Origin of the sequence: Campylobacter sp. RKI_CA19_01122 (assembly GCF_025771325.1) — a bacterium.
In the GTDB taxonomy this organism is placed as follows: domain Bacteria; phylum Campylobacterota; class Campylobacteria; order Campylobacterales; family Campylobacteraceae; genus Campylobacter_D; species Campylobacter_D lari_D.
Genome location: NZ_JAKMPZ010000005.1, coordinates 42,597 through 67,365, shown reverse-complemented (window position 1 = coordinate 67,365; position 24,769 = coordinate 42,597). Strand labels below are relative to the sequence as shown.

25 protein-coding genes and 2 pseudogenes are annotated in these 24,769 nt (G+C 30.7%); 19 read left to right on the top strand and 8 right to left on the bottom strand.

All coding sequences use genetic code 11. The features are described from left to right. Positions 1-88: 88 nt before the first annotated feature. Entirely contained in the window at positions 89-3,352 is a 3,264-nt protein-coding gene (gene carB, locus L8U37_RS03955) for a carbamoyl-phosphate synthase large subunit (protein WP_263728645.1), read from the top strand. After that, positions 3,349-3,771, top strand: coding sequence for a Sua5 YciO YrdC YwlC family protein (locus tag L8U37_RS03950; RefSeq protein WP_133319514.1), 423 nt, complete (start codon positions 3,349-3,351; stop codon positions 3,769-3,771). Before carB ends, L8U37_RS03950 begins: the two co-directional genes overlap by 4 nt. Here the strand turns inward: L8U37_RS03950 and L8U37_RS03945 are convergent. Further along, positions 3,768-4,802, bottom strand: coding sequence for an isoaspartyl peptidase/L-asparaginase family protein (locus tag L8U37_RS03945; RefSeq protein WP_220566560.1), 1,035 nt, complete (start codon positions 4,800-4,802; stop codon positions 3,768-3,770). The genes L8U37_RS03950 and L8U37_RS03945 overlap by 4 nt on opposite strands. Positions 4,803-4,991: 189 nt before the next feature. Between L8U37_RS03945 and L8U37_RS08210 the strand changes: the two are divergent. From L8U37_RS08210 to bioD, 5 genes and pseudogenes are all read left to right on the top strand, one after another. Continuing rightward, a pseudogene (locus L8U37_RS08210) lies at positions 4,992-5,768 on the top strand (cache domain-containing protein); the annotation flags it as partial. Between the two features lie 21 nt (positions 5,769-5,789). Then, positions 5,790-6,983 carry a methyl-accepting chemotaxis protein gene (locus L8U37_RS08205; protein ID WP_404842198.1) on the top strand — a complete coding sequence of 398 codons (1,194 nt, stop codon included), beginning with the start codon at positions 5,790-5,792 and terminating at the stop codon, positions 6,981-6,983. 63 nt (positions 6,984-7,046) lie between these two features. Then, positions 7,047-7,394 (top strand): DMT family transporter, encoded by a 348-nt coding sequence (locus L8U37_RS03930; RefSeq protein ID WP_263666603.1) that lies wholly within the window; start codon positions 7,047-7,049, stop codon positions 7,392-7,394. Then, entirely contained in the window at positions 7,394-7,708 is a 315-nt protein-coding gene (locus L8U37_RS03925) for a DMT family transporter (protein ID WP_087699706.1), read from the top strand. Before L8U37_RS03930 ends, L8U37_RS03925 begins: the two co-directional genes overlap by 1 nt. 7 nt (positions 7,709-7,715) lie before the next feature. Further along, the gene (gene bioD, locus L8U37_RS03920) at positions 7,716-8,288 is read left to right on the top strand and encodes a dethiobiotin synthase (RefSeq protein WP_263728644.1); all 573 of its coding nucleotides are present in this window, start codon (positions 7,716-7,718) and stop codon (positions 8,286-8,288) included. Here bioD and L8U37_RS03915 read toward each other — a convergent pair. Beyond that, positions 8,262-9,530: an adenosylmethionine--8-amino-7-oxononanoate transaminase gene (locus tag L8U37_RS03915; RefSeq protein WP_263666605.1), complete on the bottom strand. Its 1,269-nt coding sequence runs from the start codon at positions 9,528-9,530 to the stop codon at positions 8,262-8,264. The genes bioD and L8U37_RS03915 overlap by 27 nt on opposite strands. A 128-nt stretch (positions 9,531-9,658) precedes the next feature. Between L8U37_RS03915 and L8U37_RS03910 the strand changes: the two genes are divergently transcribed. From L8U37_RS03910 to L8U37_RS03895, 4 genes are read left to right on the top strand one after another with little or no spacing between them, the layout of a single operon-like run. After that, complete coding sequence (locus tag L8U37_RS03910) at positions 9,659-10,387, top strand: tetratricopeptide repeat protein (protein WP_263728643.1); 729 nt, start codon at positions 9,659-9,661, stop codon at positions 10,385-10,387. Beyond that, a complete protein-coding gene (locus L8U37_RS03905) occupies positions 10,387-11,511 on the top strand; it encodes an aminotransferase class I/II-fold pyridoxal phosphate-dependent enzyme (protein WP_263728641.1) in 1,125 nt (374 codons plus the stop codon). The genes L8U37_RS03910 and L8U37_RS03905 overlap by 1 nt, the downstream gene beginning before the upstream one ends. Beyond that, positions 11,508-12,134, top strand: a complete 627-nt coding sequence (locus L8U37_RS03900) for a pimeloyl-ACP methyl esterase BioG family protein (protein ID WP_263728640.1) — start codon at positions 11,508-11,510, stop codon at positions 12,132-12,134. Before L8U37_RS03905 ends, L8U37_RS03900 begins: the two co-directional genes overlap by 4 nt. Further along, a complete protein-coding gene (locus L8U37_RS03895; RefSeq protein ID WP_263728637.1) occupies positions 12,119-12,817 on the top strand; it encodes a methyltransferase domain-containing protein in 699 nt (232 codons plus the stop codon). Before L8U37_RS03900 ends, L8U37_RS03895 begins: the two co-directional genes overlap by 16 nt. 3 nt (positions 12,818-12,820) lie before the next feature. Here the strand turns inward: L8U37_RS03895 and L8U37_RS03890 are convergent, their stop codons facing one another. From L8U37_RS03890 to surE, 5 genes and pseudogenes are all read right to left on the bottom strand, one after another. Then, positions 12,821-13,642 (bottom strand): CPBP family intramembrane glutamic endopeptidase, encoded by an 822-nt coding sequence (locus L8U37_RS03890; RefSeq protein WP_263728636.1) that lies wholly within the window; start codon positions 13,640-13,642, stop codon positions 12,821-12,823. A 13-nt stretch (positions 13,643-13,655) separates the two neighbouring features. Continuing rightward, positions 13,656-13,963 (bottom strand): annotated as a pseudogene (locus L8U37_RS03885) (hypothetical protein); the annotation flags it as partial. Next, entirely contained in the window at positions 13,953-14,408 is a 456-nt protein-coding gene (locus L8U37_RS03880; protein WP_263728635.1) for a GNAT family N-acetyltransferase, read from the bottom strand. The pseudogene L8U37_RS03885 and the gene L8U37_RS03880, both read right to left, overlap by 11 nt. Next, positions 14,392-15,045, bottom strand: coding sequence for a ThiF family adenylyltransferase (locus tag L8U37_RS03875; protein WP_220566570.1), 654 nt, complete (start codon positions 15,043-15,045; stop codon positions 14,392-14,394). Before L8U37_RS03875 ends, L8U37_RS03880 begins: the two co-directional genes overlap by 17 nt. Beyond that, positions 15,038-15,811: a 5'/3'-nucleotidase SurE gene (surE, locus tag L8U37_RS03870; protein WP_133319525.1), complete on the bottom strand. Its 774-nt coding sequence runs from the start codon at positions 15,809-15,811 to the stop codon at positions 15,038-15,040. The genes L8U37_RS03875 and surE overlap by 8 nt, the downstream gene beginning before the upstream one ends. A 120-nt stretch (positions 15,812-15,931) precedes the next feature. On the opposite strand from surE, the gene pepE reads away from it, so the two are divergent. Both pepE and dcuC read left to right on the top strand, forming a co-directional pair. Further along, positions 15,932-16,636: a dipeptidase PepE gene (pepE, locus tag L8U37_RS03865; RefSeq protein WP_263670077.1), complete on the top strand. Its 705-nt coding sequence runs from the start codon at positions 15,932-15,934 to the stop codon at positions 16,634-16,636. Positions 16,637-16,645: 9 nt separating this feature from the next. Then, complete coding sequence (gene dcuC / locus L8U37_RS03860) at positions 16,646-17,938, top strand: C4-dicarboxylate transporter DcuC (RefSeq protein ID WP_263728634.1); 1,293 nt, start codon at positions 16,646-16,648, stop codon at positions 17,936-17,938. A 24-nt stretch (positions 17,939-17,962) separates the two neighbouring features. On the opposite strand, the gene pepT is transcribed toward dcuC, so the two are convergent. After that, the gene (gene pepT, locus L8U37_RS03855; RefSeq protein WP_133319528.1) at positions 17,963-19,189 is read right to left on the bottom strand and encodes a peptidase T; all 1,227 of its coding nucleotides are present in this window, start codon (positions 19,187-19,189) and stop codon (positions 17,963-17,965) included. 156 nt (positions 19,190-19,345) lie between these two features. Here pepT and L8U37_RS03850 point away from each other — a divergent pair, with 156 nt between their 5' ends. The 6 genes from L8U37_RS03850 (at position 19,346) to lpxB (ending at position 24,766) form a co-directional block, all read left to right on the top strand. After that, positions 19,346-20,152: a cytolethal distending toxin subunit A/C gene (locus L8U37_RS03850; protein ID WP_263728633.1), complete on the top strand. Its 807-nt coding sequence runs from the start codon at positions 19,346-19,348 to the stop codon at positions 20,150-20,152. A gap of 2 nt (positions 20,153-20,154) precedes the next feature. Further along, positions 20,155-20,958 carry a cytolethal distending toxin subunit B family protein gene (locus tag L8U37_RS03845; protein ID WP_133319572.1) on the top strand — a complete coding sequence of 268 codons (804 nt, stop codon included), beginning with the start codon at positions 20,155-20,157 and terminating at the stop codon, positions 20,956-20,958. A 9-nt stretch (positions 20,959-20,967) separates the two neighbouring features. Continuing rightward, positions 20,968-21,540 carry a cytolethal distending toxin subunit A gene (locus L8U37_RS03840; protein ID WP_263728632.1) on the top strand — a complete coding sequence of 191 codons (573 nt, stop codon included), beginning with the start codon at positions 20,968-20,970 and terminating at the stop codon, positions 21,538-21,540. Between the two features lie 124 nt (positions 21,541-21,664). Continuing rightward, the gene (locus L8U37_RS03835) at positions 21,665-23,113 is read left to right on the top strand and encodes an AAA family ATPase (protein ID WP_263728630.1); all 1,449 of its coding nucleotides are present in this window, start codon (positions 21,665-21,667) and stop codon (positions 23,111-23,113) included. Further along, positions 23,079-23,672: a hypothetical protein gene (locus L8U37_RS03830; RefSeq protein WP_263728629.1), complete on the top strand. Its 594-nt coding sequence runs from the start codon at positions 23,079-23,081 to the stop codon at positions 23,670-23,672. Before L8U37_RS03835 ends, L8U37_RS03830 begins: the two co-directional genes overlap by 35 nt. Continuing rightward, positions 23,669-24,766: a lipid-A-disaccharide synthase gene (gene lpxB / locus L8U37_RS03825; protein WP_263665475.1), complete on the top strand. Its 1,098-nt coding sequence runs from the start codon at positions 23,669-23,671 to the stop codon at positions 24,764-24,766. Before L8U37_RS03830 ends, lpxB begins: the two co-directional genes overlap by 4 nt. Positions 24,767-24,769 lie beyond the last annotated feature (3 nt).

Sequence of the window (24,769 nt, the reverse complement as noted above, 5' to 3'; positions counted from 1 at the left end):
CTTTAAGAGCTAAATTCTTTGTTAAATTCAACTTCTAAAAAACTTATATTTGTTATAATTTGGCTAAAAATTTAGCTTAGGAAAATACATGCCAAAAAGAACAGATATAAAAAATATATTATTAATAGGCAGTGGGCCTATCGTTATAGGTCAAGCTTGTGAGTTTGATTACTCAGGAACTCAAGCGGCAAAAACTTTAAAAGAGCTAGGTTATAGAGTAGTTTTGATCAATTCTAATCCGGCTACGATTATGACAGATCCTGAATTTGCTGATGCAACTTATATAGAACCAATTACCAAAGAAAGTATTCTAAGTATTATCAAAAAAGAAAAAATCGATGCGATTTTACCTACTATGGGTGGCCAAGTTGCTTTGAATGTTGCTATGGAAGTTTATGAAAGTGGCGAGCTTGCAGATGTAAAATTTTTAGGTGCAAATCCTGAAGCGATTAAAAAAGGCGAAGACAGACAAGTTTTTAAAGAATGCATGAAAAAAATTGGCATGGATTTACCAAAATCTATGTATGCGTATAATTATGAAGAGGCTTTAAAAGCTGTTGATGAGATTGGTTTTCCTTTGATGATTAGAGCTTCTTTTACCTTAGGTGGTGCAGGAAGTGGCGTGGTATATAATATGGATGAGTTTGCAGAACTTGCAAATACTGCTTTAGCGCTAAGCCCTATCCATGAAATTTTAATCGAAGAAAGCTTACTTGGTTGGAAAGAATATGAAATGGAGGTCATTAGAGATAAAAATGACAATTGTATTATCGTTTGCTCTATTGAAAATGTCGATCCTATGGGGGTTCATACAGGCGATTCTATTACTATAGCTCCTGCTTTAACTTTGACTGATAAAGAATACCAAGCGATGCGTAATGCTTCTTTTGCTATTTTAAGAGAAATTGGAGTAGATACAGGTGGATCAAATGTGCAATTTGCTATCAATCCAACTAATGGTAGAATGATAGTTATTGAAATGAATCCTAGGGTTTCAAGATCTTCAGCCCTAGCTAGTAAAGCTACGGGCTATCCTATAGCTAAGGTAGCTACGCTTTTAGCAGTTGGATTTAGTTTAGATGAGATTAAAAATGATATCACAGGAACTCCTGCTTCATTTGAACCGGTAATTGATTATATCGTAACTAAAATTCCTCGTTTTACTTTTGAAAAATTCCCAAATGCAAGCACAGAGCTTGGCACTGCTATGAAAAGCGTGGGTGAGGTTATGGCTATAGGGAGAACTTTTAAAGAAAGCATTCAAAAAGCACTTTGCTCACTTGAGAGAAATTTAAGTGGGTTTGATACTATAGAATGTGATAAAAATGAGCTTTTGGCAAAAATTCGCCAAGCTAATGAAAAACGCTTGCTTTATATAGCACAAGCTTTTAGAGAAGGTTTTAGCACACAAGAGCTTTTTGAGCTTTGCAAAATAGATCCTTGGTTTTTAAACCAAATCAAAGAAATAGTGGAATTTGAAAATCAAATAGATATGGATATTTTAAGTAATAAGCAACTATTAAGAAAAGCTAAAACCTTAGGTTTTTCAGATAAAAAAATTGCTAGCTTAATTAATCAAAAAGATAATCTTGAGTTAAGCCAAAATGATATTTATTATGCAAGAATTAAACACAAAATCATCGCTCAATATAGTGAAGTAGATACTTGTGCGGGCGAATTTGAAGCACTGACCCCGTATTTATACTCAAGTATTAATGCAAATGAAGCTACACAAGTAAAAGAAAGTAAAGATAAAAAAGATAAAAAAGTGATGATTATAGGTGGTGGGCCAAACCGCATAGGACAAGGCATTGAGTTTGATTATGCTTGCGTGCACGCTTCTTTTGCTCTAAAAGATATGGGTGTAAAAACTATAATGTATAATTGTAACCCAGAAACGGTTTCAACAGATTATGATACAAGCGATATTTTGTATTTTGAGCCAATTGATTTTGAGCATTTAAGAGCGGTTATTGATAGAGAAAGACCCGATGGAGTGATAGTGCATTTTGGTGGTCAAACTCCGCTTAAATTTGCAAAACGCCTTAGTGCTTTTGGGGCAAAGATTATAGGAACAAGTGCAAGGGTAATAGATTTAGCTGAAGATAGAAAGAAATTTGCTAAATTTATTGAAGATCTAGGTATAAATCAACCTAAAAATGGCACAGCCATAAGTGTAGAAGAAGCCATTATAAAAGCAAATGAGATAGGTTATCCTGTGCTTGTTAGACCAAGTTATGTTTTAGGTGGTCGTGCAATGCGTGTAGTGCATGATGAGAGTGAGCTTAGACTTTATATGCAAGAAGCAGTAGATGTGAGTGATAAATCTCCGGTATTAATCGATCAATTTTTAGATAATGCAACTGAGCTTGATGTAGATGCGATAAGTGATGGAAAAGAAGTTTATGTAGCAGGTATTATGGAGCATATTGAAGAAGCAGGAATTCACTCAGGCGATAGCGCTTGCTCTTTACCTGCTGTAAATATTGATGAAGCTATGCTTGAAATGATTGAGCAAAAAACAAAAGATATTGCTTTAAATTTAGGTGTAGTAGGACTTTTAAATATACAATTTGCTATTTATGATAATAAACTTTATATGATAGAAGTAAATCCAAGAGCTAGTAGAACCGTGCCTTTTGTGAGCAAAGCCACAGGAATTCCTTTAGCTAAGGTTGCAACGCGCGTGATGTGGCAAGGAAATTTAAGAGAAAGCTTGAAATTTTATGACACCTTTAAAGTGGTAGAGGAAAAAAACGGAATTTTAAGAGCTAAAAAGCCAAAACATATTAGTGTAAAATCAGTGGTATTTCCTTTTGCTAAACTTAGCGGAAGCGATCTTGAGCTTGGACCTGAAATGCGCTCAACCGGTGAAGTCATGGGGGTAAGTAAAGATTTTGATAACTCTTATGCAAAAAGCCAACTTGCTTCTTCAAATTTCTTACCAGAAAGTGGTAATGTGTTTTTATCGTTAAGAGAGCAAGATAAAAAATATGCAGTAGATTTAGCTAATGAGTATATTAAGCTAGGATTTAAAATCATTGCTACGAGTGGAACTTATAAAGTTTTACAAGAAGCGGGCTTGGAATGTGAGTTTGTACATAAAATTTCTGAAGGACGCCCGAATGTAGAGGATAAATTAAAAAATTCTCAAATTCAACTTGCTATAAATACTAGCGATGAGCATAGTTTTAAAGGCGACACTAAAAAAATTAGAGCAAATATTTTACGCTTTAAAATCCCATATTTTACAAATCTAAGAGCAGCTTATGCGGGGATTAAAGCTATCAAAGCTATACAAAATAAATCATGTCTTGAAGTAAAGAGCTTACAAGAATACTTAAAAACATGATTTATCTTGCTCAAACTGATACAACAGCAGGGTTTTTAAGTAAGGACTTAAAAGCCCTTAATACTTTAAAAAAAAGGCCCTTAAAGCAAGATTGTTTAATTACTACGGCTAAATTTAGTGAGCTTAAAAAACTTACAAGAGTGCCAAATTATTTTAAAAATACTATTAGAAAATCCAAAAAAACTACTTTTTTATATCCTAATTCTAAAGCAATACGCGTTGTGAAAGATTGCACTCATGAGGAATTTTTAAAAAAGTTTGATTGGCTTTATTCTACTTCTGCAAACATTCATGGAAAAAAATTTGATCTAAATTGGGCTATGCAAAATGCAGATAAAATAGTAGATGAAAAGTTTTTTGAAAGTGGAGCCTCAAAGATTTTTAAACTTCGAGGCATTAAAAAAGTTAAACTGCGTTAATTTCCAAGCGGCCAAAATACTTTTGGCTCTTCGCCGATTTTTGCTTGTCCATGATACATTCCAAGTTTATCTTTAGTCCAAGCATAACCAACTTTTCCATTTTTATCTATTGAAATAATTCCGCCTGTACCACCAAGTTTTGCAACTTGTTTGATAGTTTCTTGGGCTGCTTTTTGCACTGAAAGTTTTTTGTATTTGTATAAAGACGCAACTTCATGAGCTGCAGCTACTCTTATGTAAATGTCACCTGTTCCTGTGCAAGAAATTGCTACTGAGTCATTATTTGCATAATTTCCTGCTCCTATGATAGGAGAATCCCCAATGCGTCCTGTCATTTTATTTGTAGTGCCACCTGTGCTTGTACCTGCTGCTAGGTTGCCGTTTTTATCTAAAGCTATTGCACCTACTGTGCCTAAATATGGCTCGGTGCTTACACCAAGATGAGCTTTCGCCTTATCACTATCTAATAAAACTTCCTTACTTTTTTTAGCTTCTTGAAGTTGTTTGTATCTGTACTCTGTAAAGAAGTATTTTTGTCCTACTATTTCTAAGCCATGTTTTTTGGCTAATTTATCAGCACCCTCGCCCGCTATTAAAGTATGGGGTGTTTTTTCCATAACAAGTCTTGCTGCTTCTATAGGGTTTTTAATCGTCCTAGCCATAGCAACTGCACCTGCTTTTAAATTTTTTCCATCCATTATAGATGCATCAAGTTCATTAAATCCATCAGAGGTAAAAACAGCACCTTTCCCAGCATTAAATTCAGGACTATCTTCCATTACTTTAATAGCGGCTATAACTGCATCAACCGAGCTTCCTCCTTTTTCAAGTATGCTTTGACCTGCTTTTAAAGATTCTTTCATTACCTTTTCTCTTTTGGCAAATTCTTCTTTGGTAAGTCCTAAGCCACTTGTTCCACCATGTATAACGATGATAGGTTCAAAATCTTTTGCAAAGACATTATTGCTTAGTAAAAATATTAAACTAGTTAATGTCAATAAAATTCTTTTACTACAGGTTAAAAATTTCATTATTTACTCCTTTTTTAAAATTATTTATTATATTTAATAAAAATTAAATATAACTAAAATTTAATTAATAAATGAGTATTTTTAGGACAAAAATTCTACTTTTTATTTTTATAGGTGTTATTTTTGAAAAATTTTTTAGAAATTAATTAAAATGTTTTTATATTTATTGCAAAATTAGGAGGTATTTTAATGTTTAAAACTATTGTAGCTAAGAAAATATCATTTTTCACAGCTTTGATTTTGGTTGTTGGATTTGGTATTTTTGTTGGACTAAATTATTATTCGTCTAAAACGGATATTCTTCAAAGTATTGTAAGTGGAAAGCAAGAAAGTGTTAAAAATGGAAAAAATTTTTCAGATTTATACTTCAATACTAAGATAGAGAATATTAAAAAAATCGCTGCAAATATTATTGAACATAAAAATGTAAGTGAGGAATATATTGGTTCTTTTTTAGAAAAGATGTTTGGTTTTTATTCTTTTAATGCTATTTATGTTGGGTATGAAAAAGATGGTAGCTTGATTGATGTAGATATTAATTCTAAAGGAAAACATTTTATTTTAAATCAAGAAAAAGATGGTTTTGATGCTAGAGAACGTGTGTGGTATCAAAATGCAAAAAATAAAAATAAGGTAAGCATTTCAGAACCTTTTTTAGATGTCGTAACTAAAAAAATAGCTTTGTCAGTGTCAATTCCGATTGTTATTGATGGGAAATTTTATGGAGTTTTAGCAGGTGAGTTTTTTCTAGATGATATACGCAATGCTTTTGGAAGATTAAAAACTACTGCAAGTAATAATGTGTTTTTAATCAATGAAAGAAAGGAAATGATAGCTCATTCTTCTGCTAATATAGATTTTTATGAAGACAATGAAGTTAAAGAAGTGTTAAAAAATTTTGTTAATGTTGCAAGTGTAACTCCAAATGAAACTACTGATTTGATTTTGTATAAACTTAAAGGTCAAGAACGCTTAGCTGTGTGTATTATGGGAGAAAATTCTTTAACTTTGTGTTCTTCTAATGCTTTGAGTGATTATGATGAGGTTTTAAACGGACTTTTAATTACCCAAGTTATATTTGGTGTGATTTTTGTCCTTGTTATTATCGTTATTTTGGGTGGTATGATAGAGCATTTTCTTAAGAAAATTATATTTATTAAAGAAGCTTTAGAAGATTTTTTTGAAAGTTTAAACTACAAAGGCGATATGAAAGATATAGATTTAAATATCAAAGGAAATGATGAATTTGCTATTATTGGTAAAGAAATCAATAATGGTATAAAAAATATCCAAAAGAATTTAAAGCAAGACAAGAAGGCTGTGTTTGAAAGTGTTCAAAAGTTGAAAGAGATAGAGCTTGGAGATTTATCTGTTAGAATTGATAATGATCCTATAAATCCTCAACTAATAGAGTTAAAAAATGTATTAAATGAATTGCTTGATATTTTAGAAGAGAAAATAGGATCAAACATCAACGAGCTTGATAGAGTGCTTGAAAGTTATAAGGCTTTAGATTTTTCAACACAGGTTGAAAATGCAAAAGGAAGTGTAGAAATAACAACAAATGTTTTAGGTTCAGAAATCAAAAAGATGTTGATTTCTTCTTCTAAATTTGCACATAAACTAACTATACAATGTGAAAAACTAGAAGAATTTATGCAAAAACTTGTTGATGGAACTTATTCTCAATCAAATTCTTTGGAAAAATCCATAAAAGCAGTAGAGCAAATAAACATTTCTATGCAAAATGTTGGAGGTAAAACTACAGAGGTTGTTTCTCAAGCTGAAAATATTAAAGAAGTAGTAAATGTGATCAAGGACATAGCAGAACAAACAAATTTATTAGCATTAAATGCTGCCATAGAAGCTGCTCGTGCGGGTGAACATGGCAGAGGTTTTGCTGTGGTTGCTGATGAGGTGCGTCATTTGGCTGAAAAGACAGAAAGAAGTTTAGGTGAGATAGAAGCTAATGTAAATATTTTAGTTCAAAGTGTTAATGATGTTTCTATATCAATGCATGAACAAACTCAAAGTATTTCACAAATTAATGATGCGATAATTCAACTAGAAGATGTCACAAAAGAAAATGTAAAAATAGCTAATTTTACTAATGAAACTACTAAAGAAGTAGGGGATATTTCTCAAGATATATTAAAAGAGGTAGAAAGTAAGAAAATTTAATACCAAGGAGCTTATTATTTTGTAATTTTGGTTATAATTTGCACTTTTAAAAAAAGGTAGATTATGATTGAAAGAACAAAAATAAGTTCTAATTTTGGTTGGTTTATGGTAATTTTAGGTGGTTTGGTTGAGTGTTTTTGGGTAAGTGGTTTAAAATACTCTACTGAAATTTGGCATTATGCTTTAACAGCCATTGGAGTTTGTATATCTTTTACATGTTTTTTAAAAGCTTGTGAAAGACTTGAAGTAAGCATTGCTTATAGTGTTTTTGTAGGTATTGGCACGGTTGGAGTGGTGCTTAATGAGATGTTTGTTTTCAATGAGCCAAGCTCTATTGCCAAGCTTACTTTAATAGCCATTTTGCTTTTAAGTATCATAGGTCTTAAAATCATTAGCAAGGAAGCTAAGTAATGGAATGGTTCTTTTTGTTTTTGGCGACTGCTTTTGAAATTTTTGGCGTGATTATTATGAAACAACTTGTAAGCACTAAAAATAAGCTTTATCTTTTAGCTTTGATAGTGTGTTTTGCTTTTTCATTTGGATTTTTAAGCCTTAGCATGCAAAGTATTGCTATGAGTGTGGCTTATTCTATATGGACAGGAGCTGGAACTGCAGGCGGGGTTATCATAGGGGTGCTTTTTTATAAAGAAAGCAAAAGCTTTTTAAAGCTTTTTTTGATCGCTCTTATCATTGCTTGCACCGTGGGTTTAAAAATACTTTCATAGGTTTAAAATGAAAATATACATTAGCGGTATAGACACAGATGTTGGCAAAACTTATCTAAGTGCTAGAATTTGTAAAGAATTGGGTTTTGATTATTTTAAGCTTATCCAAGCAGGCACGCCAAAAGATAGTGAGGTAGTAGCTGAGTTTAGCCCAAAAACTAAGATTTTCAAAGAAGGTGTGTTTTTACAAACCCCTGCTTCACCGCACAAAGGTAGGATTTTAGAAAATTTAAACTATAAAGCCTTTGATATACAAATTCCACAAAGTGAAAAACTCATTATCGAGCTAGCTGGTGGGCTTTTTTCGCCCCTTGATGATGAAAAAACAATGATTGATTATATGAGTGCGTTTAAGTACCCTACGATTTTAGTCGCAAAAGACTATCTAGGAAGTATCAATCACACGCTTTTAAGCATAGAAGCACTAAAACAAAGAGATATTAAAATCCTTGCTTTAATCTTAAAAACTCAAGATACTTTTAGCAAGGATTTTATAAGCAATTACGCTAAAATTCCTATCATAGAATTTGATGATAAAGTATGCGAAAAACTTTCAAAAATCCTTGAAAATTTCTCTTAAAGACTCCACTACATAATTAATCTCATCTTCATTTATAACATATGGTGGCATGAAATAAATTGTATTTCCAAGTGGTCTTAAAAGCAAGCCTTTTTCTAAAGCTCTTTGAAAGACTTCAAGTCCTGCTCTTTGATATTTGCTTTTTTGTATATCAAATGCACTTACCATACCTAAATTTCTAAAATTTCCTAAAAAGTCAAATTCTTTTAAACTCTCCCATTGAGTTTTTATAAAAGTACTTTTGATTTTATTTTTTGCGATGATATTTTCTTTTTCAAAAATATCCAAAGTCGCATTAGCCGCCGCACAAGCTAGGGCATTACCCGTGTAAGAGTGAGAGTGTAAAAAGGCCTTTTGGCTCTCATAGCTATCATAAAATTTCTCATAAATTTCATCTTTAGTAAGCACCACTGAAAGTGGTAAATACCCACCCGTAATAGCTTTAGAAAGACATATATAATCAATGCTTTGTGAGCAATAATCAAGCGCAAACATTTCCCCTGTGCGTCCAAAACCTGTGGCTATCTCATCAAATATCACTTGCACGCCATAATCTTTAGCAAGTTTAACTGCCTCATCTAAATACCCAAGCTCATACATGTGCATATTGCCCGCACATTGAAGTAAAGGCTCAAGTATAAAAGCACAAATTTCATGATGATGATTTTTTAAAATACTTTCTAAAATTTCAAGTTCTTTTGTATAGTCCTTGCTTGTTGGCACAGGTGTTGTGATACTTTTTAAAAGTAAAGGCTCATAGGTTTTTTTATAAAGTGCTACATCGCCAACGCTTAATGCACCTAAGGTTTCTCCGTGGTAAGAATTGCTAAGCGATAAGAATTTATCCTTTTTAGAGCCATTGTTTAGGTGGTATTGAAAACTCATTTTTAAAGCCACTTCTATGGCTGAACTACCATTGTCTGCAAAAAAGCATTTATCAAAAGGTAAAAGCTCACAAAGTCTTTGTGAAAGCTTTATGATAGGCTCATGTGAAAAGCCTGCAAGCAAGACATGCTCTAAATTTTGAAGTTGATCTTTGGTTTTTTCATTGATATATTCATTACAATGGCCAAAGATATTTACCCACCAAGAGCTAATGCAGTCTATGTATGATTTTTCATCAAAATCATACAAATACACTCCTTTGGCCTTTTTTATAGGTATTAAAGGCAAAAACTCATGATCGCTCATTTGCGTGCAAGGGTGCCAAATGTGTTTTAAGTCTAGTTCTTTTAAATTCATTTTTACTTCTTTGATTTTTATTACTAATGATACTACAATTTTTACTCAAATTTATGCCTTAAAATGAAAAAGGATTATTTAGAAAATATTTATATAATTAGCTTTTATCTTAAATTTAGAGGTAAAGTATGAAAAAAGTTTTGATTATCTTAGCGATTTTATTTTTAAATTTTGCATATTCGCAAGAGGATTTGGTTGAAAAAGGAATTAAAGCCTATGAAAATGGTGATTATGTAAAAGCTGAAAAATATCTTAGAAAAGCTTGTGATTTAAATAATGGAACGGGTTGTTATAATCTCGGCATTATGTATAGTGTAGGCGAAGGTGTAAAAACAAATAGTTTTAAGGTGGTTGAATTATATCAAAAAGCTTGCAATTTGAACATTGGTGCTGGGTGTTATAATCTTAGCTTTATGTATGAAAATGGATTTGGTGTAAAAAAAGATGATTTCAAAGCTATAGAGCTTTATGAAAAAGCATGTGATTTAAATATTGGTTCAGCTTGTTCTAATCTTGGTGTCATGTATGAATTTGGCAAAGGAATAAAAAAAGATAATTTTAAAGCAGTGGAACTTTACCAAAAAGCTTGCGATTTAAATAATGGTGTGAGTTGTTCTAATCTTGGAACTATGTATATAAACGGAAATGGTGTCAGAAAAGATTATTATAAAGCTTTAGAATTTTATAGAAAATCTTGTGGTTTAAATGAAGGTTCAGGTTGTTCTAATCTTGGAGTTGTGTATATAAATGGATATGGTGTTAGACAAGATATTTCTAAAGCTTTAGAGTATTTTGGCAAGGCTTGTGATTTGAAATATGATAAAGGTTGTGAAAACTATGCAAGGTTTAAACAATAATGCAAATTGCACAAATTTTAGATGAGCTAAAACAACAAGATAATTTTAGAATTCTACGCTCATTAAAACATGAGGGAAAATATGTCGTTTATAATGGGCAAAAATTACTAAATTTAGCGAGCAATGATTATTTAAATTTAAGCAATGAAAAAGCATTAAAGAAAGATTTTTTAACACATTTAAAAGAATTTGAATTTTCTAGTTCAAGTTCAAGAAGCTTGAGTGGAAATTATGCGATTTTTGATGAATTTGAAAGCTTTTTAGAAGCTAAATTAGGCAAAAAAATCTTGCATTTTAACAATGGCTATGCCTTAAATGTTAGCTGTTTACAAGCTTTAGCAAGCATTAAAAATACTTTGTTTTTAGCAGATAAGCAAGTGCATGCAAGTATCATCGATGGTTTAAGGCTTGGCGGAGCTAAATTTATAAGATTTAAACACAATGATATAAAGCATTTGCAAAGCTTAGTGCAAAAGCATTATAAAGAATTTGAAAATATCATCATCGTAAGTGAAGCGTTATTTAGTATGGATGGAGATTTTGCACCTATAAAAGAATTCATAAATTTGAAAAAAGAATTTAAAAATATCAAAATTTACATCGATGAAGCTCATAGCATAGGTTGTTTTAGAGATGATGGTTTGGGTTATGTGAGATTTTTGGGCTTAGAAAAGGAAGTGGATTTTTTAGTTTTTACCTTTGGTAAGGCTATAGCTTCTATGGGAGCTTGCATGATAAGCAATGAAAAAGATTTTTTTATCAACAAAGCAAGGGCCTTTATATACTCAACTGCTATTGCGCCTATCAATGTAGCTTGGACTTTGCATGTTTTTAAGCATTTGCATGAATTTAACACTCAAAGAAAAGAGCTTTTAGAGCTAAGCACTTGGTTTAAAAATGCTTTAGCAAGTAAAGGTGCAGTTTTAGGTGAGGCTTATGTGATATCTTTTATTTTAGGACAAAATGCACTAGCTAGTGAAATTTCTCAAAAGCTTTTAGAAAATGGTATTTTTGCACCTGCTATTAAAGAGCCAACCGTAGCTAAAAATACAGCTAGAATTCGCTTTTCTTTGCATGCTGGTTTAGTGAAAAAAGACTTAGAAAAGGTTTTGGAGGTACTTTGAAAACTCATTTTTTACATGAAAATGCAAATTCATCTGAGTTGATTTTATTTTTTTCAGGGTTTTGCTCACATTTTAGCCATTTTACGCATTTAAAAAGTGGTGTAAATGTTTTAATGGTGTATGATTATACGAGTTTTGATTGGGAATTTGATCTTCATAATTTTGAAAAAATCACTCTTGTTGGCTTTTCTATGGGAGTTTGTGTAGCGAGTAAAATTTTAAAAGATATAAAATTTGATAAAAAAATAGCCATAAATGGCACAAATTTGCCTATAGATGATGAATTTGGGATTAAAGAAGCTATTTTTAAGCTAACGATGAAAAGATTTGCTTTGGAAGATTTTAAAACAAATTTGCTTGAAAAAAGAATGAATTTAAGTGATGAATTTTACTTTGAAAAAGATGAGTATTTAAAAGAAGAACTTTTAAGCTTATATGAGTTTTGCACTAAAAACTTAAATGAAAATTTCACTTGGGATAAAGCCATAATCAGTAAAGAGGATAAAATCTTTCCACCAAAGCATGCTTTTAATTTTTTCAAAGAAAAGGCAATGTTTGTTGATGAGCCACATTTTATATTTTTTAAATACCACACTTGGGAAGAGCTTTGCAAACTTTCATAAGAGCAAAAGATACTTATAGCGCAAATACACCAGTGCAAAAAGACATGGTTAAAGAGCTTTGTAAAATGCTTAGTGAGAATGATTTGAGCGATTTTAAAGCGGTATTTGAGTTTGGCTGTGGAGTAGGGGTTTTTAGTAAGGCTTTGCAAGAGTGTATTAAATTTAAGCATTATTTTTTAAATGATATTTATCCTTTTGAAAATCCTTGTAAGTTTGATGAATTTGGTGTTTTTGATATGAATGAGCTTAAAAATCATCATTTTTATACGAAAAAATTTGATCTTATAGCTTCAAATGCTTGCATGCAGTGGCTAAAAATAGATGAGCTTTTAGAAAATTTTGCAAATATGTTAAATAAAAATGGTATTTTGCTTTTTTCTACTTTTGGAGAAAAAAATTTCACTCAAATAAAACAAAGCACTAATTTATCACTTGAATATTTAACTTTAGAGCAAATTACACAAAAACTTTCTAAAAATTTTAAGATCATAAAAGCAAAAGAAGAGTTAAAAGAGTTAAAATTTGATCATACTTTAGAGCTTTTTAGACATTTGAAATTAAGCGGGGTAAATGCTTTGAGTGATAAATTTTTTATAAGCAAGGCATTTTTAAAAAACTATGAAAAAGAATTTCAAAATACCTTGACTTATCATCCTTTATTTTTTCTAGTTAGAAAACTATAATCGCTAATGTTTTAAGTAAAATGGATAGGTAAAAAATATCAAATGGATTAAATTTAATCCATAGTGAAACAATACGCTCATCCATAAGCTTTTTGAGTATTTATAAGCTAAGCCATAAATCACACCTGCAACACTAGCAAATACAATCATCAAAACACCGCTTTTATAATGCACTAATCCAAAAGCTATGCTTGCGATTAATAAAGCAAGATTGGGGTGAATAAATTGTGTAAGTCTTTGTTGGAGATAACCTCTAAAAAAAGCTTCTTCTACTAAAGCAACTAACAAAAGATTTGAAAATAAAAAATATAAAATCCATGATGGTATGCTTATTTCTAGTTTGATAACACCCAAATACCAAGGCACGCACAGCAAAAGAATAGGAGATAAAAGCAATAAGCTCCATTTTAGCACTGAAGCTTTGGTGTAGTTTGTGTTTTTAAATAAAATAGGAAAAAGTATAAAAAGTATAAAAACCCCTAGTGGCTTGTCAATACTAAAGTAAAGATTAAAAGGTGCGCTATTTGTGCTTGCATAAACTTGATCTAAAACTTTGATGTTATTTACACCAGGGATAAAATGAAGAAATAAAGCTAAAGCATAGATAAATAATGCTATTTCTAATATGAAAATTTTTTTATACTGATACAATATAGCCGTTATAAAAACTAATACATTAATCACTATAAAAGTTATATCTATAATTTTAAATACATATCCCAACAAGACTGAAAAGAGTAAAAAAATATACGAAATTTTGACTTTATCAAATGAAAGTAATATCAAAGAAATAGCCAAAAAAAGATGAGTGCTTAAAGCTAACATATAAAATCCTTGTTTATAATTGATCTAGATATAGTTTTACTACTTCTTCTCTTAGGTAAAGCTTTTTTAAATCATTTACATTTATATATTTAAGACAAAAGTGTAAATTTTGTTACTTTTTATAAAACCTACAATTTGTCTATATTGTTTTAAATTCCAGTTTGTGTTTTTACCTAGCTTGATGATATTTATAATTTTTACCTTTGTAGTGAAAAATTTATTATTATCTTTTATAATACCTTTATTGAGTGTAATTAAGACATTAAAAATTTTAAAGTAGAAGCAGATAAAATGCATTTTATTTGTTTTTTTAAAATCGTTTTATTTTCTTTTTCATGAAAAAATTTTTTAATTCTTGTTGATCTCTTATAGCAATGTTTTCTTTGATGATTTTAAATCCTGCTTTTAAAAAGAAATTTTTAGCGCTAAGACTAGCAAAAGTATAAATTTCACTATAAGGGTAGTTTTTAAGAGCAAATTCTAATAAAGCTTTACCATAACCTTGATGAGCATAGTTTGCATGAGTAAAGCAAAGATCGAGTGTTTTTTCTTCTAAATTTATACTTATAAAAGATATAATTTGGCCTTTTTCTTCATAAATAAAACCTAGTTGATTTTGGAATTTTTCTTCCCAAGCTTTTTGGTTTATATTAATCCAAGCACGAATTTGTTCTTTTGTGTAATCATTCTTACAAAGAGTGGATACGCTTTGCTTAAAAAGCTTGATACAAGGAGCTAAGTCTTTTATATCAAGCTTTCTTATCAAGCACTTTCCTTAAAGCCAAAGAAGCTAGAGCAAGTCCAAAAGAAGCTGTTACACCCATAAATGAGCCAAGATCTTTACAATGGGCTTCTTCATCTGAAAATACCACATCAAAATCCCCTTTAAAGCCCGATTTTCTAAGTTCATAGCGGAATTTTTTAGCTAAAGCATCGCCATGTGTTTTAAATATGCTTGTCGTTTTAATACGCGTTGGATCAAGCTTTCTAGCTCCACCGGTTGATGAGATAAAAATTTGCTTTTTCAAATCAAGTAAATTAGCCAAAGCAACCTTAGCAGGTATATCATCAATCGCATCAATGATTAAATCAAATTCACTCAAATTAAAACTTTTCAAAAACTCATCATCGATTTTACTGACTATACCTTTAGCATTGTAAATACGCTCAAAAACCTTAGCTTTTTCTTCGCCTATATTTTCACTATGAAGCTGGCGGTTTTGATTAGTAGTTTCAAATTTATCCGCATCAATTAAAGTTAGATTACTAAAGCCACTTCTAAAAAGCGCATCAACACAAATTCCACCAACTCCACCAAGCCCACAAACTAAAACTTTAGTGTTTTGAATTTTGATAAAATTTTCTTCATTAATAAGCCATTTTATACGCGTGTATCTATCCATTTTTCATCCATTTTTTGAGATTTTTCATTTGTTTATAAGCTGTTAGATCAAGCATTATAGGGGTTATTGTGGCATAGCCTTGTTTTAAAAGTGCTATGTCTGAATCTTTTTCATTTTCATGATCAAGATTAGCAGCAGCTAGCCAGTAGTATTCTACACCTCTTGGATTTGTATTTGAGTGTGCTTTATAGCTATAAATTCTTTTACCTGCTTTGCAAATTTTTAAGCCTTGAAAGGCTGTTTTGCTAGAAGGAAAGTTGATATTTAAAAATTCTTTTTTATCTAAAGGAAAGCCTTTTTCAAAGATATTTTTGACTATTTTTTTAGTAAGTTTTAAAGCAAGTTTATAATCAAGCTCTTTTTGATTATCTTTGTAAAATTGCGATAAAGCAATGGCGGGAATTCCATGAAGTACTGCTTCCATAGCACCTGCGCAAGTTCCTGAGTAGGTTATATCCTCGCCTACATTAGCACCTTTGTTAATTCCACTTATGACAAGATCAGGCAAACGCTTTTTATATAAAGCATGTAAAGCTAGATAAATACAATCTGCAGGCGTGCCATCATCAAGCTTGTAAAATCTTTTTCCAACCTTATGAAATCTTAAAGGCTTAGTTAGTGTTATAGAGTGTGAGCATGCTGATTTTTCACTAGCAGGAGCTACTATGGTAATTTTAGCTTTAAAATGCTTTCTTAGCATTTTTATAAGCTTTTTTAAACCCTCACTTTCATAGCCATCATCGTTTGTTATTAAAATTTCTTTCATGTTTTTTCCTTTTTTTAAATTCTAACACAAGTAATACAATATTTTTTTATTACTAAATTGTTTTTTCATTTTTTAAATATTAAAATTATAGTTTTGATTAATTTTTTAAAGGAAAGAATGATGTCAAAACTTTTACTTTTTAGTGCTTCTGGCTATAAAGATAGCGCTTATTTAAGTCATACTAGAGAATTTATAGATGATTTTTTAAAAGAAAATTCCATGAAAGATGAAGAAATTCTTTTTATACCTTATGCGGGTGTTAGAAGGACTTATGATGCTTATGAAGCTAGAGTAAAAGAAGGCTTGAAAAAAGATAATATCAAATCATTACACCATTTTGAAAATTTAAAAGAAGCGATTTTAAATGCAAGGGTTTTTTTAGTAGGTGGTGGCAATAGTTTTATGCTTTTGCATAAATTATATGAAAATGATTTGCTTGAAGTGTTAAAAGAGTGTATTGAAAAAGGGGCTTGTTATATAGGTTGGAGTGCAGGTTCTAACATAGCAGGCCTTAGCATAAAAACAACTAATGATATGCCTATTGTTATGCCAAAAAGTTTTGATAGTTTAGGGGTTTTTCCTTGTCAAATCAACCCACATTTTATTGGCGGGAAAATTCCTGGACACAACGGAGAAAGTAGAGAAGAGCGTTTGGAAGAGTTTTTATTAACTAATCCAAAAGACATTGTTTATGCTATACCGGAGGGTTCTGCATTAAAAGTGCAAGATGATAGCTTAAAAATCATAGGTTATCATGATGTGTTAAAGCTAAGTCATCCTTTTAATGTAGAATATTTAAAAATCAATCAAATAACTAAAATCTAAAGGAGAAAAATGCAAACTTTTTATCTTTTAGCTGCGATTTTTGGTATTGTGGCTGTGGTTTATTTGCTTATTAAAAAAGTAGAAACAAAAACAGCTTTAATTAGTGTTGGTTTTATTTTATGTTTGATTTCACTTAAGCCCATTGAAGCTTTGAGTGCTTTTACACATGCTATGGTGCAACCTGCTTTGATTAAGGCAATTTGTGCAAGCATGGGCTTTGCTTTTGTGATGAAAGTGACTAAATGTGATAAACATTTGGTTAAAATACTTACAACACCTTTGAAAAATGTAGGATTTTTCTTAATCCCACTTGCTTTTATGGTAACTTTTTTTATTGCTATAGCTATACCTTCAGCGGCAGGATGTTCAGCTGCAGTTGGTGCGACTTTAATACCACTTTTAATGGCTTCGGGTATAAAACCTGCCATGGCAGCAGCAACAGTGCTTTGTGGAACTATAGGAGGAATTTTAAGTCCAGGTGTTTCTCATACGGCTTTGATTTCTGAAATTTCAGGGAAAAATATACAAGAAATTGTTTTAACTCAAACTCCAAATGCATTAACAGCAGGAGTGATAGTGATGATTTCTTTGATGATTATGGCAGTGATTTTTAAAGATTATCAAAAAGGGCAAGTTTTTGAAGTGGCTAATCAAAACAAGACTGAAGATAATATTGAAAAAGTAAATGCATTTTATGCGCTTATGCCTTTAGTGCCTTTAATTGTGCTAATTATAGGCGCAAGTCCTTTAAATGATTATGAGTTTTTAACATGGACAAAAGAAGTTGGAGTTGCTGAAGCTATGTTTTTAGGAGCGATTATAGCTTTAGTAGTAACTATGAGCAAGCCTGATAATATTTTTAAAGAGTTTTTCAATGGCATGGGAAAATCTTATGCAGAGATTATAGGGATTATCATAGCTGCTAGTGTTTTTGTTGCGGGTTTAAAAGCATGCGGTGTAATTGATATTATCATAGAATGGCTTAAAAATGAACAGCATTATGTGCGTTTTGGTGGAACTTTTATACCATTTTTAATGGCTATGATTACAGGTAGTGGTGATGCTGCTGCTATGGCATTTAACAAGGCTGTAACTATTCATGCTCAAGATCTTGGTTTTGATCAAGTTAAACTTGGTACTGCAGTGGCAATGTCAGCAGTGCTTGGAAGATACCTTTCGCCTATTTTAGGAGCTTGTATCATCGTTTCAGCTATAGCTGGGGTTAGTCCTTTAGAAATTGTTAAAAGAACTGCTTTGGGGTGTGTTGTTTCGGTGGTTGTAATTGCTTTTGTGTTATTATAAATTTAAGCCTTAAAAGGCTTAAATTTATTTTGCGGCTAGGATGATGATTTCTTGTATAACTTTGCTCGCTGCTTTTAAAGATTTAACAGGCAAATACTCATAAATAGAGTGAAAATTATGTGCTCCAGTAAAGATATTTGGACAAGGTAGGCCTTTTTCTGAAAGCACCGCTCCATCGTATCCTCCACGCATAGGAATGATTTTAGTTTTGATATTTAAATTTTCATAAGCTTGTAAAGCAAGTTTAATAGGCAAAGATTTGGTTGTTTTTAGACTATTAAAGACATTTTTATAACGATCGTTAAGCTTAATGTTAATTCTTTCTTCTCCATATAGCTTTTTAAAACTATCGTTTAAATCTTGTAAAAATTGCATTCTTTGTTTGTATTTTTCATCATCAAATTCTCTAATATCTATTTTTAAAATAGTTTTAGCGCTATTTCCCTTGAGTTCTTTAACCCAAAAATATCCTTCTTTATTTTCTGTGTATTCAGGTGCTTCGCCATTTGGAAGCATAGAGATAAATTTATGTGCTAAAAGTAAAGAATTAACTAATTTTCCTTTAGCACTCATAGGATGAGCAGATTTTCCTATAAATTCTACTTCACAATCTCCTGCATTCCAATTTTCATAAATAAATTCTCCTATCTCACAACAATCTAAACAATATCCAAAGTCAGCATTAATTTCTTTTATATCAAAAGCTTTTGCCCCTCTTAAACCTTGTTCTTCATCAGGTAAAAAGCAAGCATAAATATCACCATGCTTAATATCAGGATTTTTAACAAAAAATTCAAGCATATCCATAATAGCTGCAATAGCTGCTTTATCATCAGCTCCAAGCAAGCTTGTGCCATCAGTGTGGATAATATCATCTCCTATGTAGTTTTTAAGCTCTTTAAATTCACTTTCTTTCAAATAAAGATCTAAGTTTTTATTTAAGCATATATCTCCACCTTGATACTTAGTGATTTGTGCTTTGGTGTCATTAGTTTGTTCCATACTTGTATCTAAATGCGCAAAAAAGGCTATTTTAGGAGCATTTGGAGTGTTTGCTGGTAAAAGAGCTGTGGTGATGGTGTTTTCTCTTCTTTTGATGTCCTTTAAACCTAGTTCTTGTAATTCTTTTTCAAGTAATTTTGCAAGCTCCATTTGATTAGGGCTTGATGGCATAATGCCTTTGGCGCCATTTTCTCTACTTGTAGTGGTATTAATCTTAGTGTAATTTATAAATCTTTGTACAATATCCATAATTTTTCCTTTTTAGATTAAAATTAATAAAATTATAACAATTCATTTTTAAAATATTTGATTAATCTAAGAAGATTTTATTAAATGATATTTTCTATCAAAATTTATTTAAAATTATGATAATATATTTAAATTTATATTTTTTAAGGAGAGAATATGCAAAAACTTAGATTTATGATGATATTGAGCGTATTTATAACTTTTTTTATTGGATGTTCTTCTAAAGAAATCAATCCTTTAGGGCGTTCTTTTGGAGAATTTAGCGATGGAGATCCTTTGAAAATAGGTAAAAATCCAACTCCACCGGCTAAACAAAAAACACCAACTTTAGTGGAAGGTAAGAAAATCCCAGCTATACCACTTGAGCCACCTCTTATGAAAGTCAATACTTTTAAAGGAGATAATGCTGTAAAAGGACCATTACCAAGACTTACATCAAGCAATGGATTTACTTCAAATGCTTTGTATGAAAATATAGGATTTGTAAGCGATTTTGTAACTATTATGAACCCAAATGGAGCTGCACTAACGATTTGGGCTTTAAATCCAGGTAATTGGATATGGGGGTATAATTTATTTGATAGTAAATCTTTTGGTGATGCAAGAGTGTGGCAACTCATTGAATTTCCAAATAATACTGTGATGATTAAAAATGCAAAAACTTTAACTTGCTTAAATGCTTATGGTAATGGTATAGTACATTATCCTTGCGATCAGACAAATTTTGCACAATTTTGGAGATTATATCCTATGAGCAATGGTGCTTATCAAATTCAAAATTTTGCAACACAACAATGTATACAAACGACAGTTGGAAATGTAATGGAGGAATTTTATTTTGACTATTATAGTATTTATTTGACACCTTGTTTGAAATCAAAAGAAAAAAATTTAGATAGACAATGGAGCATTAGTGCGCCTGCTTTTCAAACAAGATCGCCTTATGCTTATACGGGAGAGTGATGATGAAAAAGATAGTATTTTTGATTTTTAGTTTTAATTTATTATTTGCTGCTTTGGAAAATTATAATAGCGGTACTTGGAATTTACAAGGTGCATCAGCTTCTACTGAAAGTAAGTGGAATATTAGCATAAGACAGCTTGTAACCGGTGCCAATCCTATGGATATTTTGGCTGTTCAAGAAGCAGGAGTTTTACCAAGTACTGCTATAATGACGCCAAGACAAGTTCAACCCGTGGGAGTTGGCATTCCTATTCATGAGTATGAGTGGAATTTGGGTTCATCAAGTCGTCCAAATTCAGTTTATATATACTACTCAAGAGTTGATGTTGGGGCAAATCGCGTAAATATGGCTATTGTGAGTAGAACGCGAGCTGATGAGGTGATAGTTTTACCACCTCCAACCGTTGCTTCAAGGCCTATTATAGGAATTCGTATAGGAAATGATGCGTTTTTTAGCATACACGCTTTATCAAGAGGCGGTAATGATGCAGGGGCTATTATAAGTGCTGTGGATATGCACTTTAGGAATATGCCACAGGTTAATTGGATGATTTTAGGGGATTTTAACAGACCTCCTGGGACTATTGTAAATTTAATTGATCCGGATTTAAGATCTCGCATTAATATAGTCGCACCTCCTTCTTTTACACAAACAGGTGGCAATACAATTGATTATGCAATTACGGGAAATTCAAGCACTACATCTTTATATAGTCCGCCTAGAATTCTTGCAATTTTAGCTGTAGCAGGACTTAGGACTTTTTTAGCTTCGGATCATTTTCCTGTAAATTTTAGAAGACCTTAGGAGAAGATGATGAGAAAAATTTGTATTTTATTTTGCTTTATTTTAAGTTTTTTAAAAGCTGAAGTTTTATTTGATGATTTAGAAGATTTTACACCTATGTTCGCGATAAGATCTTTAGAAACGGGAATTTCACTTAGTCCTTTTAGATATAGCTCTGAAAAATTAGAAGAGCAAAATTGGTTTTTAAAAGAGATAATTCTTAGTGATGCGTTAAAACAAAAAGATAGATATGCCATGCAACGCCCTTTTGGCTATGTGCAGTTTATAAACCCTAGAGGTGCTGATGTGTGTTTAGCTGTCTTAAGTGAAAAATCTTTTGGAGTGAAATCTTGCAAGCAAGATTTGCAAGATGAGCAAATGCAAACGGTTTTTTCTATCATGCCTACTACAAGTTCAGCTGTGCAAATTAGATCTTTAACTCATGGCGGGGTAAAATGCATGAGTACCTTTTATGAAGCGCGCGTGCCTATAGAAAATCGTTTTGGCTTAGATGATTGCACTGTAAATCCTTCTGTGCCGATAGAGTTAAAAGAGTTATTTTTCTTTGCTCCTGCTATTGTTGAAGCAACTCCGATTTATTAAATTTAACCCGCTTTTGTGGGTTTAAACTCTAAGTTAAAATTTGTTAGAATGTCTTTAAATTTTTGTAGATAATTTTAATAGCCAAAATATAAATCTTACACAGTAGATATATTGAAGGAAAAATATGAAAGTAAAATTAAAAAATATTGGAATGCTTGATGAGGCAGAATTTGAAGTAGGAAATATTACTTTAATCTGTGGTGAAAATAATACTGGGAAAAATTATGCTACTTATAGTTTATACGGTTATTTGGATTTTTTAAGTAATAATTTAACTAGTGTGTTTTTTTCAATAGTTCAAAAACATTTAAATATTTTAATTCCTGAAAAATATACTATCACAATATCAACATGGGAAATTCTAGCTATTTACAAAGAAGTAATTGAAAAAACATACGATGATTATAAGGAAAAATTATCAGAAATCTTAGCAGGAAAAGACGGAGATTTTGATGATAGTGTTTTTTTAAACCAAGAATTAGATTATTTTTTAGGTAAGTTAAGTAATGATGATATTGTAAATAGATTTAAAGAATTTTCAGAAAATAAAAATTTAATTAATTTGTCAGAAATCAATAGCGAATATATAAAATTAGATTATAAGAATGATGATGAGAATTTTGAAGTAAAAGATAGAATTATTATGATTAAAACTATGCAGCTTTTAACATCTTTTTTTTTATTTCTAACTCCAAAATACCCAAGAGCTTTTATTTTGAGTGCAGAAAGAACTGGAGCTTCAATGTTTCAAAAGGAATTGGATGTAAATAAAAATGAAATTGTAGATAGGATATCTCAAGTTAGAAGTAGTGATATTAAAGAAGCTGTAATAGATATTTTAGTAGAAAAATATTCTAGATATCCAAAACCGGTTAAAGATAATATTTATTTTGTTAGAGAATTAGATGAGGTAGTAAAGAAAACGAGCTTTATACAAGAAGGTATAAATAAAAATTCTAAAAGTAAAAATTTATATCAAAATATTTTAGATTTATTATTTGAAATTGTTGGTGGAAAATACTTAGTTAGCGGAGAAGGTGTAGAATTTGCACCGGGTGCAAAAAAAAGAATTACCAAAGGTAAATTTTTAATTCAAAGAGCTTCGAGTTCTGTTCGATCTTTGCTTATACTAAATCATTATATTTTACATGAAGCTCAAAAAGGTGATATTTTGATGATAGATGAGCCAGAACTTAATCTCCATCCTAAAAATCAAATTTTACTAGCAAGACTTTTTACGCTTTTGGCAAATGCAGGTGTTAAAATTTTTATTACTACTCATAGTGATTATATAGTTAGAGAATTAAATAATTGCATAATGCTAAATGGATTAACAAATGAACAAATACAAACACTCAAATCAAAAGGTTATATAGAAGAAAATAAAATTGATTTTAAAGATATTAAAGCTTATATTGCTAAAAACATTAAAGGTAAAAATACCATTGAAGGGGTAAAAATCACTAAAGAAGAAGGAATTTTTATGAATACCTTTGATGAACCTATAGATACTCAAAATGAAAATCAAAGTACGATTTATGAAAAGATATGTGAGACTAGATATGACAAATAAGCACTTAAAAATTTTTAGAGATGCTATTAAAGATGATCTGAAAATAAAACCAAATGGCAATTGTTTTATAGTCTTTGAAAAACATGAAGATAGTAAAATTAAAAAAATAGAATTTACATTAAAAAATCAAGATGATTTTTTAATACTTAGGCAAGATGAAAACAAACATACCTTAAATCTTTTAAATAGCTTTTCTACAAATAAATCGTGCGATTTTATTGTGTTTAGAATATTGAATAACGAATTAATTGTATATTATTCTGAAATAAAATCAAGTCTTAGTAAAAAGAATGAAAATGAAGCATTGGAACAAATAAAATCATCAAGATTGTTTGTAAATTATCTTTTATCTTGTTATTTAGAATATCACAAAGAAAGCATTGTAATCAAAAAAGAATTTTTTTTATATATATATCCTAAAATGGGGGTTTCAAATAAAAGAATTTTTTGCAAAATGACTAATTTAAGATTTAAAAGTGTGGAAGTTAGTGATATACAAAATGGTATAGTAAAAATTTCAGAAAACAAAATAAATGAATTTTTTGAGATTTTCAAATGAAAACCTTTTTAGTTTGCGCCTTAGAGCCTTCAGCAAATTTACATTTAAAAGAAGTTTTAAAAGCTTATGAAAATGAGTATAAAGAATTTGATTTAGTGGGAATTTATGATGAGAATTTATGTGAAGAATTTAGTTTAAATTCGAAGCCACTTTATAGCTCACATGAGTTTAGTGCTATGGGTTTTATAGAGGTTTTGCCACTCATTTTAAAAGCCAAAAGAGCCATAAAAGAGCTAGTGAGTTTAAGTTTTGCTCAAAAAATTGATGCGATTTTATGTATAGATTCTCCTGCCTTTAACTTACCTTTTGCAAAGGCTTTAAAAAAAGCAAATTCCAAAGTAAAAAGAATTTATTATATTTTACCTCAAGTTTGGGCATGGAAAAAAGGACGCATTCCTATCATAGAAAGTCATTTTGATGTGCTAGCTTCTATTTTACCTTTTGATAGTGAGTTTTTTAGTAAAAGCACTTATGTGGGACATCCGCTTTTAGATGAGATAAAAGAGTTTAAAAATCAAGAAGATATAAATTCTATATTTTCAAAAAAAGATGATGAAAAAGTAATCGCTTTCTTACCGGGCTCAAGAAAAAGTGAAATAAAGCGTTTGATGCCTATTTTTAGAGAGTTAAGCACTAAATTTAAAGGTAAAAAAATCCTTTGCGTACCCGAGTTTAATTTAAAAAGATTAGAAATTTACGGAGAAATGAGTAATTTTGAAATTCAAACTAATACCCCAAAGGTGCTAAAAAATGCTGATTTTGCTTTTATTTGTAGTGGCACAGCTACACTTGAAGCAGCTTTGGTTGGCACGCCTTTTGTGCTTGCTTATAAAGCTAAAGCTATTGATGTATTTATCGCAAGATGTTTTGTAAAACTCAAACATATAGGGCTTGCAAATATCTTTTTAGATTTTGCAGGAAAAAGCGAGCTTAATCCTGAATTTTTACAAGAGCAAGTGAATGTGGAAAATTTATATCAAGCTTATCTTAAATACGATTATAAGGCATTTTTTGATAAAGTAGATTTTTTAAAAGAATATTTGCAATTTGCAAGTGCAAAAAATTTGGCTAAAATACTTTATGAAATCAAATAAGGA

Excerpts from the sequence above, each read along its gene's own strand:
- L8U37_RS03910 (WP_263728643.1), top strand. The coding sequence starts at position 9,659 with ATGAAAAAAGTTTTGATTATCTTAGCGATTTTATTTTTAAATTTTGCA.
- L8U37_RS03915 (WP_263666605.1), bottom strand. The coding sequence starts at position 9,530 with ATGAATTTAAAAGAACTAGACTTAAAACACATTTGGCACCCTTGCACG.
- L8U37_RS03925 (WP_087699706.1), top strand. The coding sequence starts at position 7,394 with ATGGAATGGTTCTTTTTGTTTTTGGCGACTGCTTTTGAAATTTTTGGC.
- L8U37_RS03830 (WP_263728629.1), top strand. The coding sequence starts at position 23,079 with ATGAAAAGATATGTGAGACTAGATATGACAAATAAGCACTTAAAAATT.
- dcuC (WP_263728634.1), top strand. The coding sequence starts at position 16,646 with ATGCAAACTTTTTATCTTTTAGCTGCGATTTTTGGTATTGTGGCTGTG.
- L8U37_RS03945 (WP_220566560.1), bottom strand. The coding sequence starts at position 4,802 with ATGAAATTTTTAACCTGTAGTAAAAGAATTTTATTGACATTAACTAGT.
- lpxB (WP_263665475.1), top strand. The coding sequence starts at position 23,669 with ATGAAAACCTTTTTAGTTTGCGCCTTAGAGCCTTCAGCAAATTTACAT.
- L8U37_RS08205 (WP_404842198.1), top strand. The coding sequence starts at position 5,790 with ATGGGAGAAAATTCTTTAACTTTGTGTTCTTCTAATGCTTTGAGTGAT.
- L8U37_RS03835 (WP_263728630.1), top strand. The coding sequence starts at position 21,665 with ATGAAAGTAAAATTAAAAAATATTGGAATGCTTGATGAGGCAGAATTT.
- pepT (WP_133319528.1), bottom strand. The coding sequence starts at position 19,189 with ATGGATATTGTACAAAGATTTATAAATTACACTAAGATTAATACCACT.
- carB (WP_263728645.1), top strand. The coding sequence starts at position 89 with ATGCCAAAAAGAACAGATATAAAAAATATATTATTAATAGGCAGTGGG.
- L8U37_RS03840 (WP_263728632.1), top strand. The coding sequence starts at position 20,968 with ATGAGAAAAATTTGTATTTTATTTTGCTTTATTTTAAGTTTTTTAAAA.
- L8U37_RS03930 (WP_263666603.1), top strand. The coding sequence starts at position 7,047 with ATGATTGAAAGAACAAAAATAAGTTCTAATTTTGGTTGGTTTATGGTA.
- L8U37_RS03845 (WP_133319572.1), top strand. The coding sequence starts at position 20,155 with ATGAAAAAGATAGTATTTTTGATTTTTAGTTTTAATTTATTATTTGCT.
- surE (WP_133319525.1), bottom strand. The coding sequence starts at position 15,811 with ATGAAAGAAATTTTAATAACAAACGATGATGGCTATGAAAGTGAGGGT.
- L8U37_RS03850 (WP_263728633.1), top strand. The coding sequence starts at position 19,346 with ATGCAAAAACTTAGATTTATGATGATATTGAGCGTATTTATAACTTTT.
- pepE (WP_263670077.1), top strand. The coding sequence starts at position 15,932 with ATGTCAAAACTTTTACTTTTTAGTGCTTCTGGCTATAAAGATAGCGCT.
- bioD (WP_263728644.1), top strand. The coding sequence starts at position 7,716 with ATGAAAATATACATTAGCGGTATAGACACAGATGTTGGCAAAACTTAT.
- L8U37_RS03890 (WP_263728636.1), bottom strand. The coding sequence starts at position 13,642 with ATGTTAGCTTTAAGCACTCATCTTTTTTTGGCTATTTCTTTGATATTA.
- L8U37_RS03875 (WP_220566570.1), bottom strand. The coding sequence starts at position 15,045 with ATGGATAGATACACGCGTATAAAATGGCTTATTAATGAAGAAAATTTT.
- L8U37_RS03950 (WP_133319514.1), top strand. The coding sequence starts at position 3,349 with ATGATTTATCTTGCTCAAACTGATACAACAGCAGGGTTTTTAAGTAAG.
- L8U37_RS03905 (WP_263728641.1), top strand. The coding sequence starts at position 10,387 with ATGCAAATTGCACAAATTTTAGATGAGCTAAAACAACAAGATAATTTT.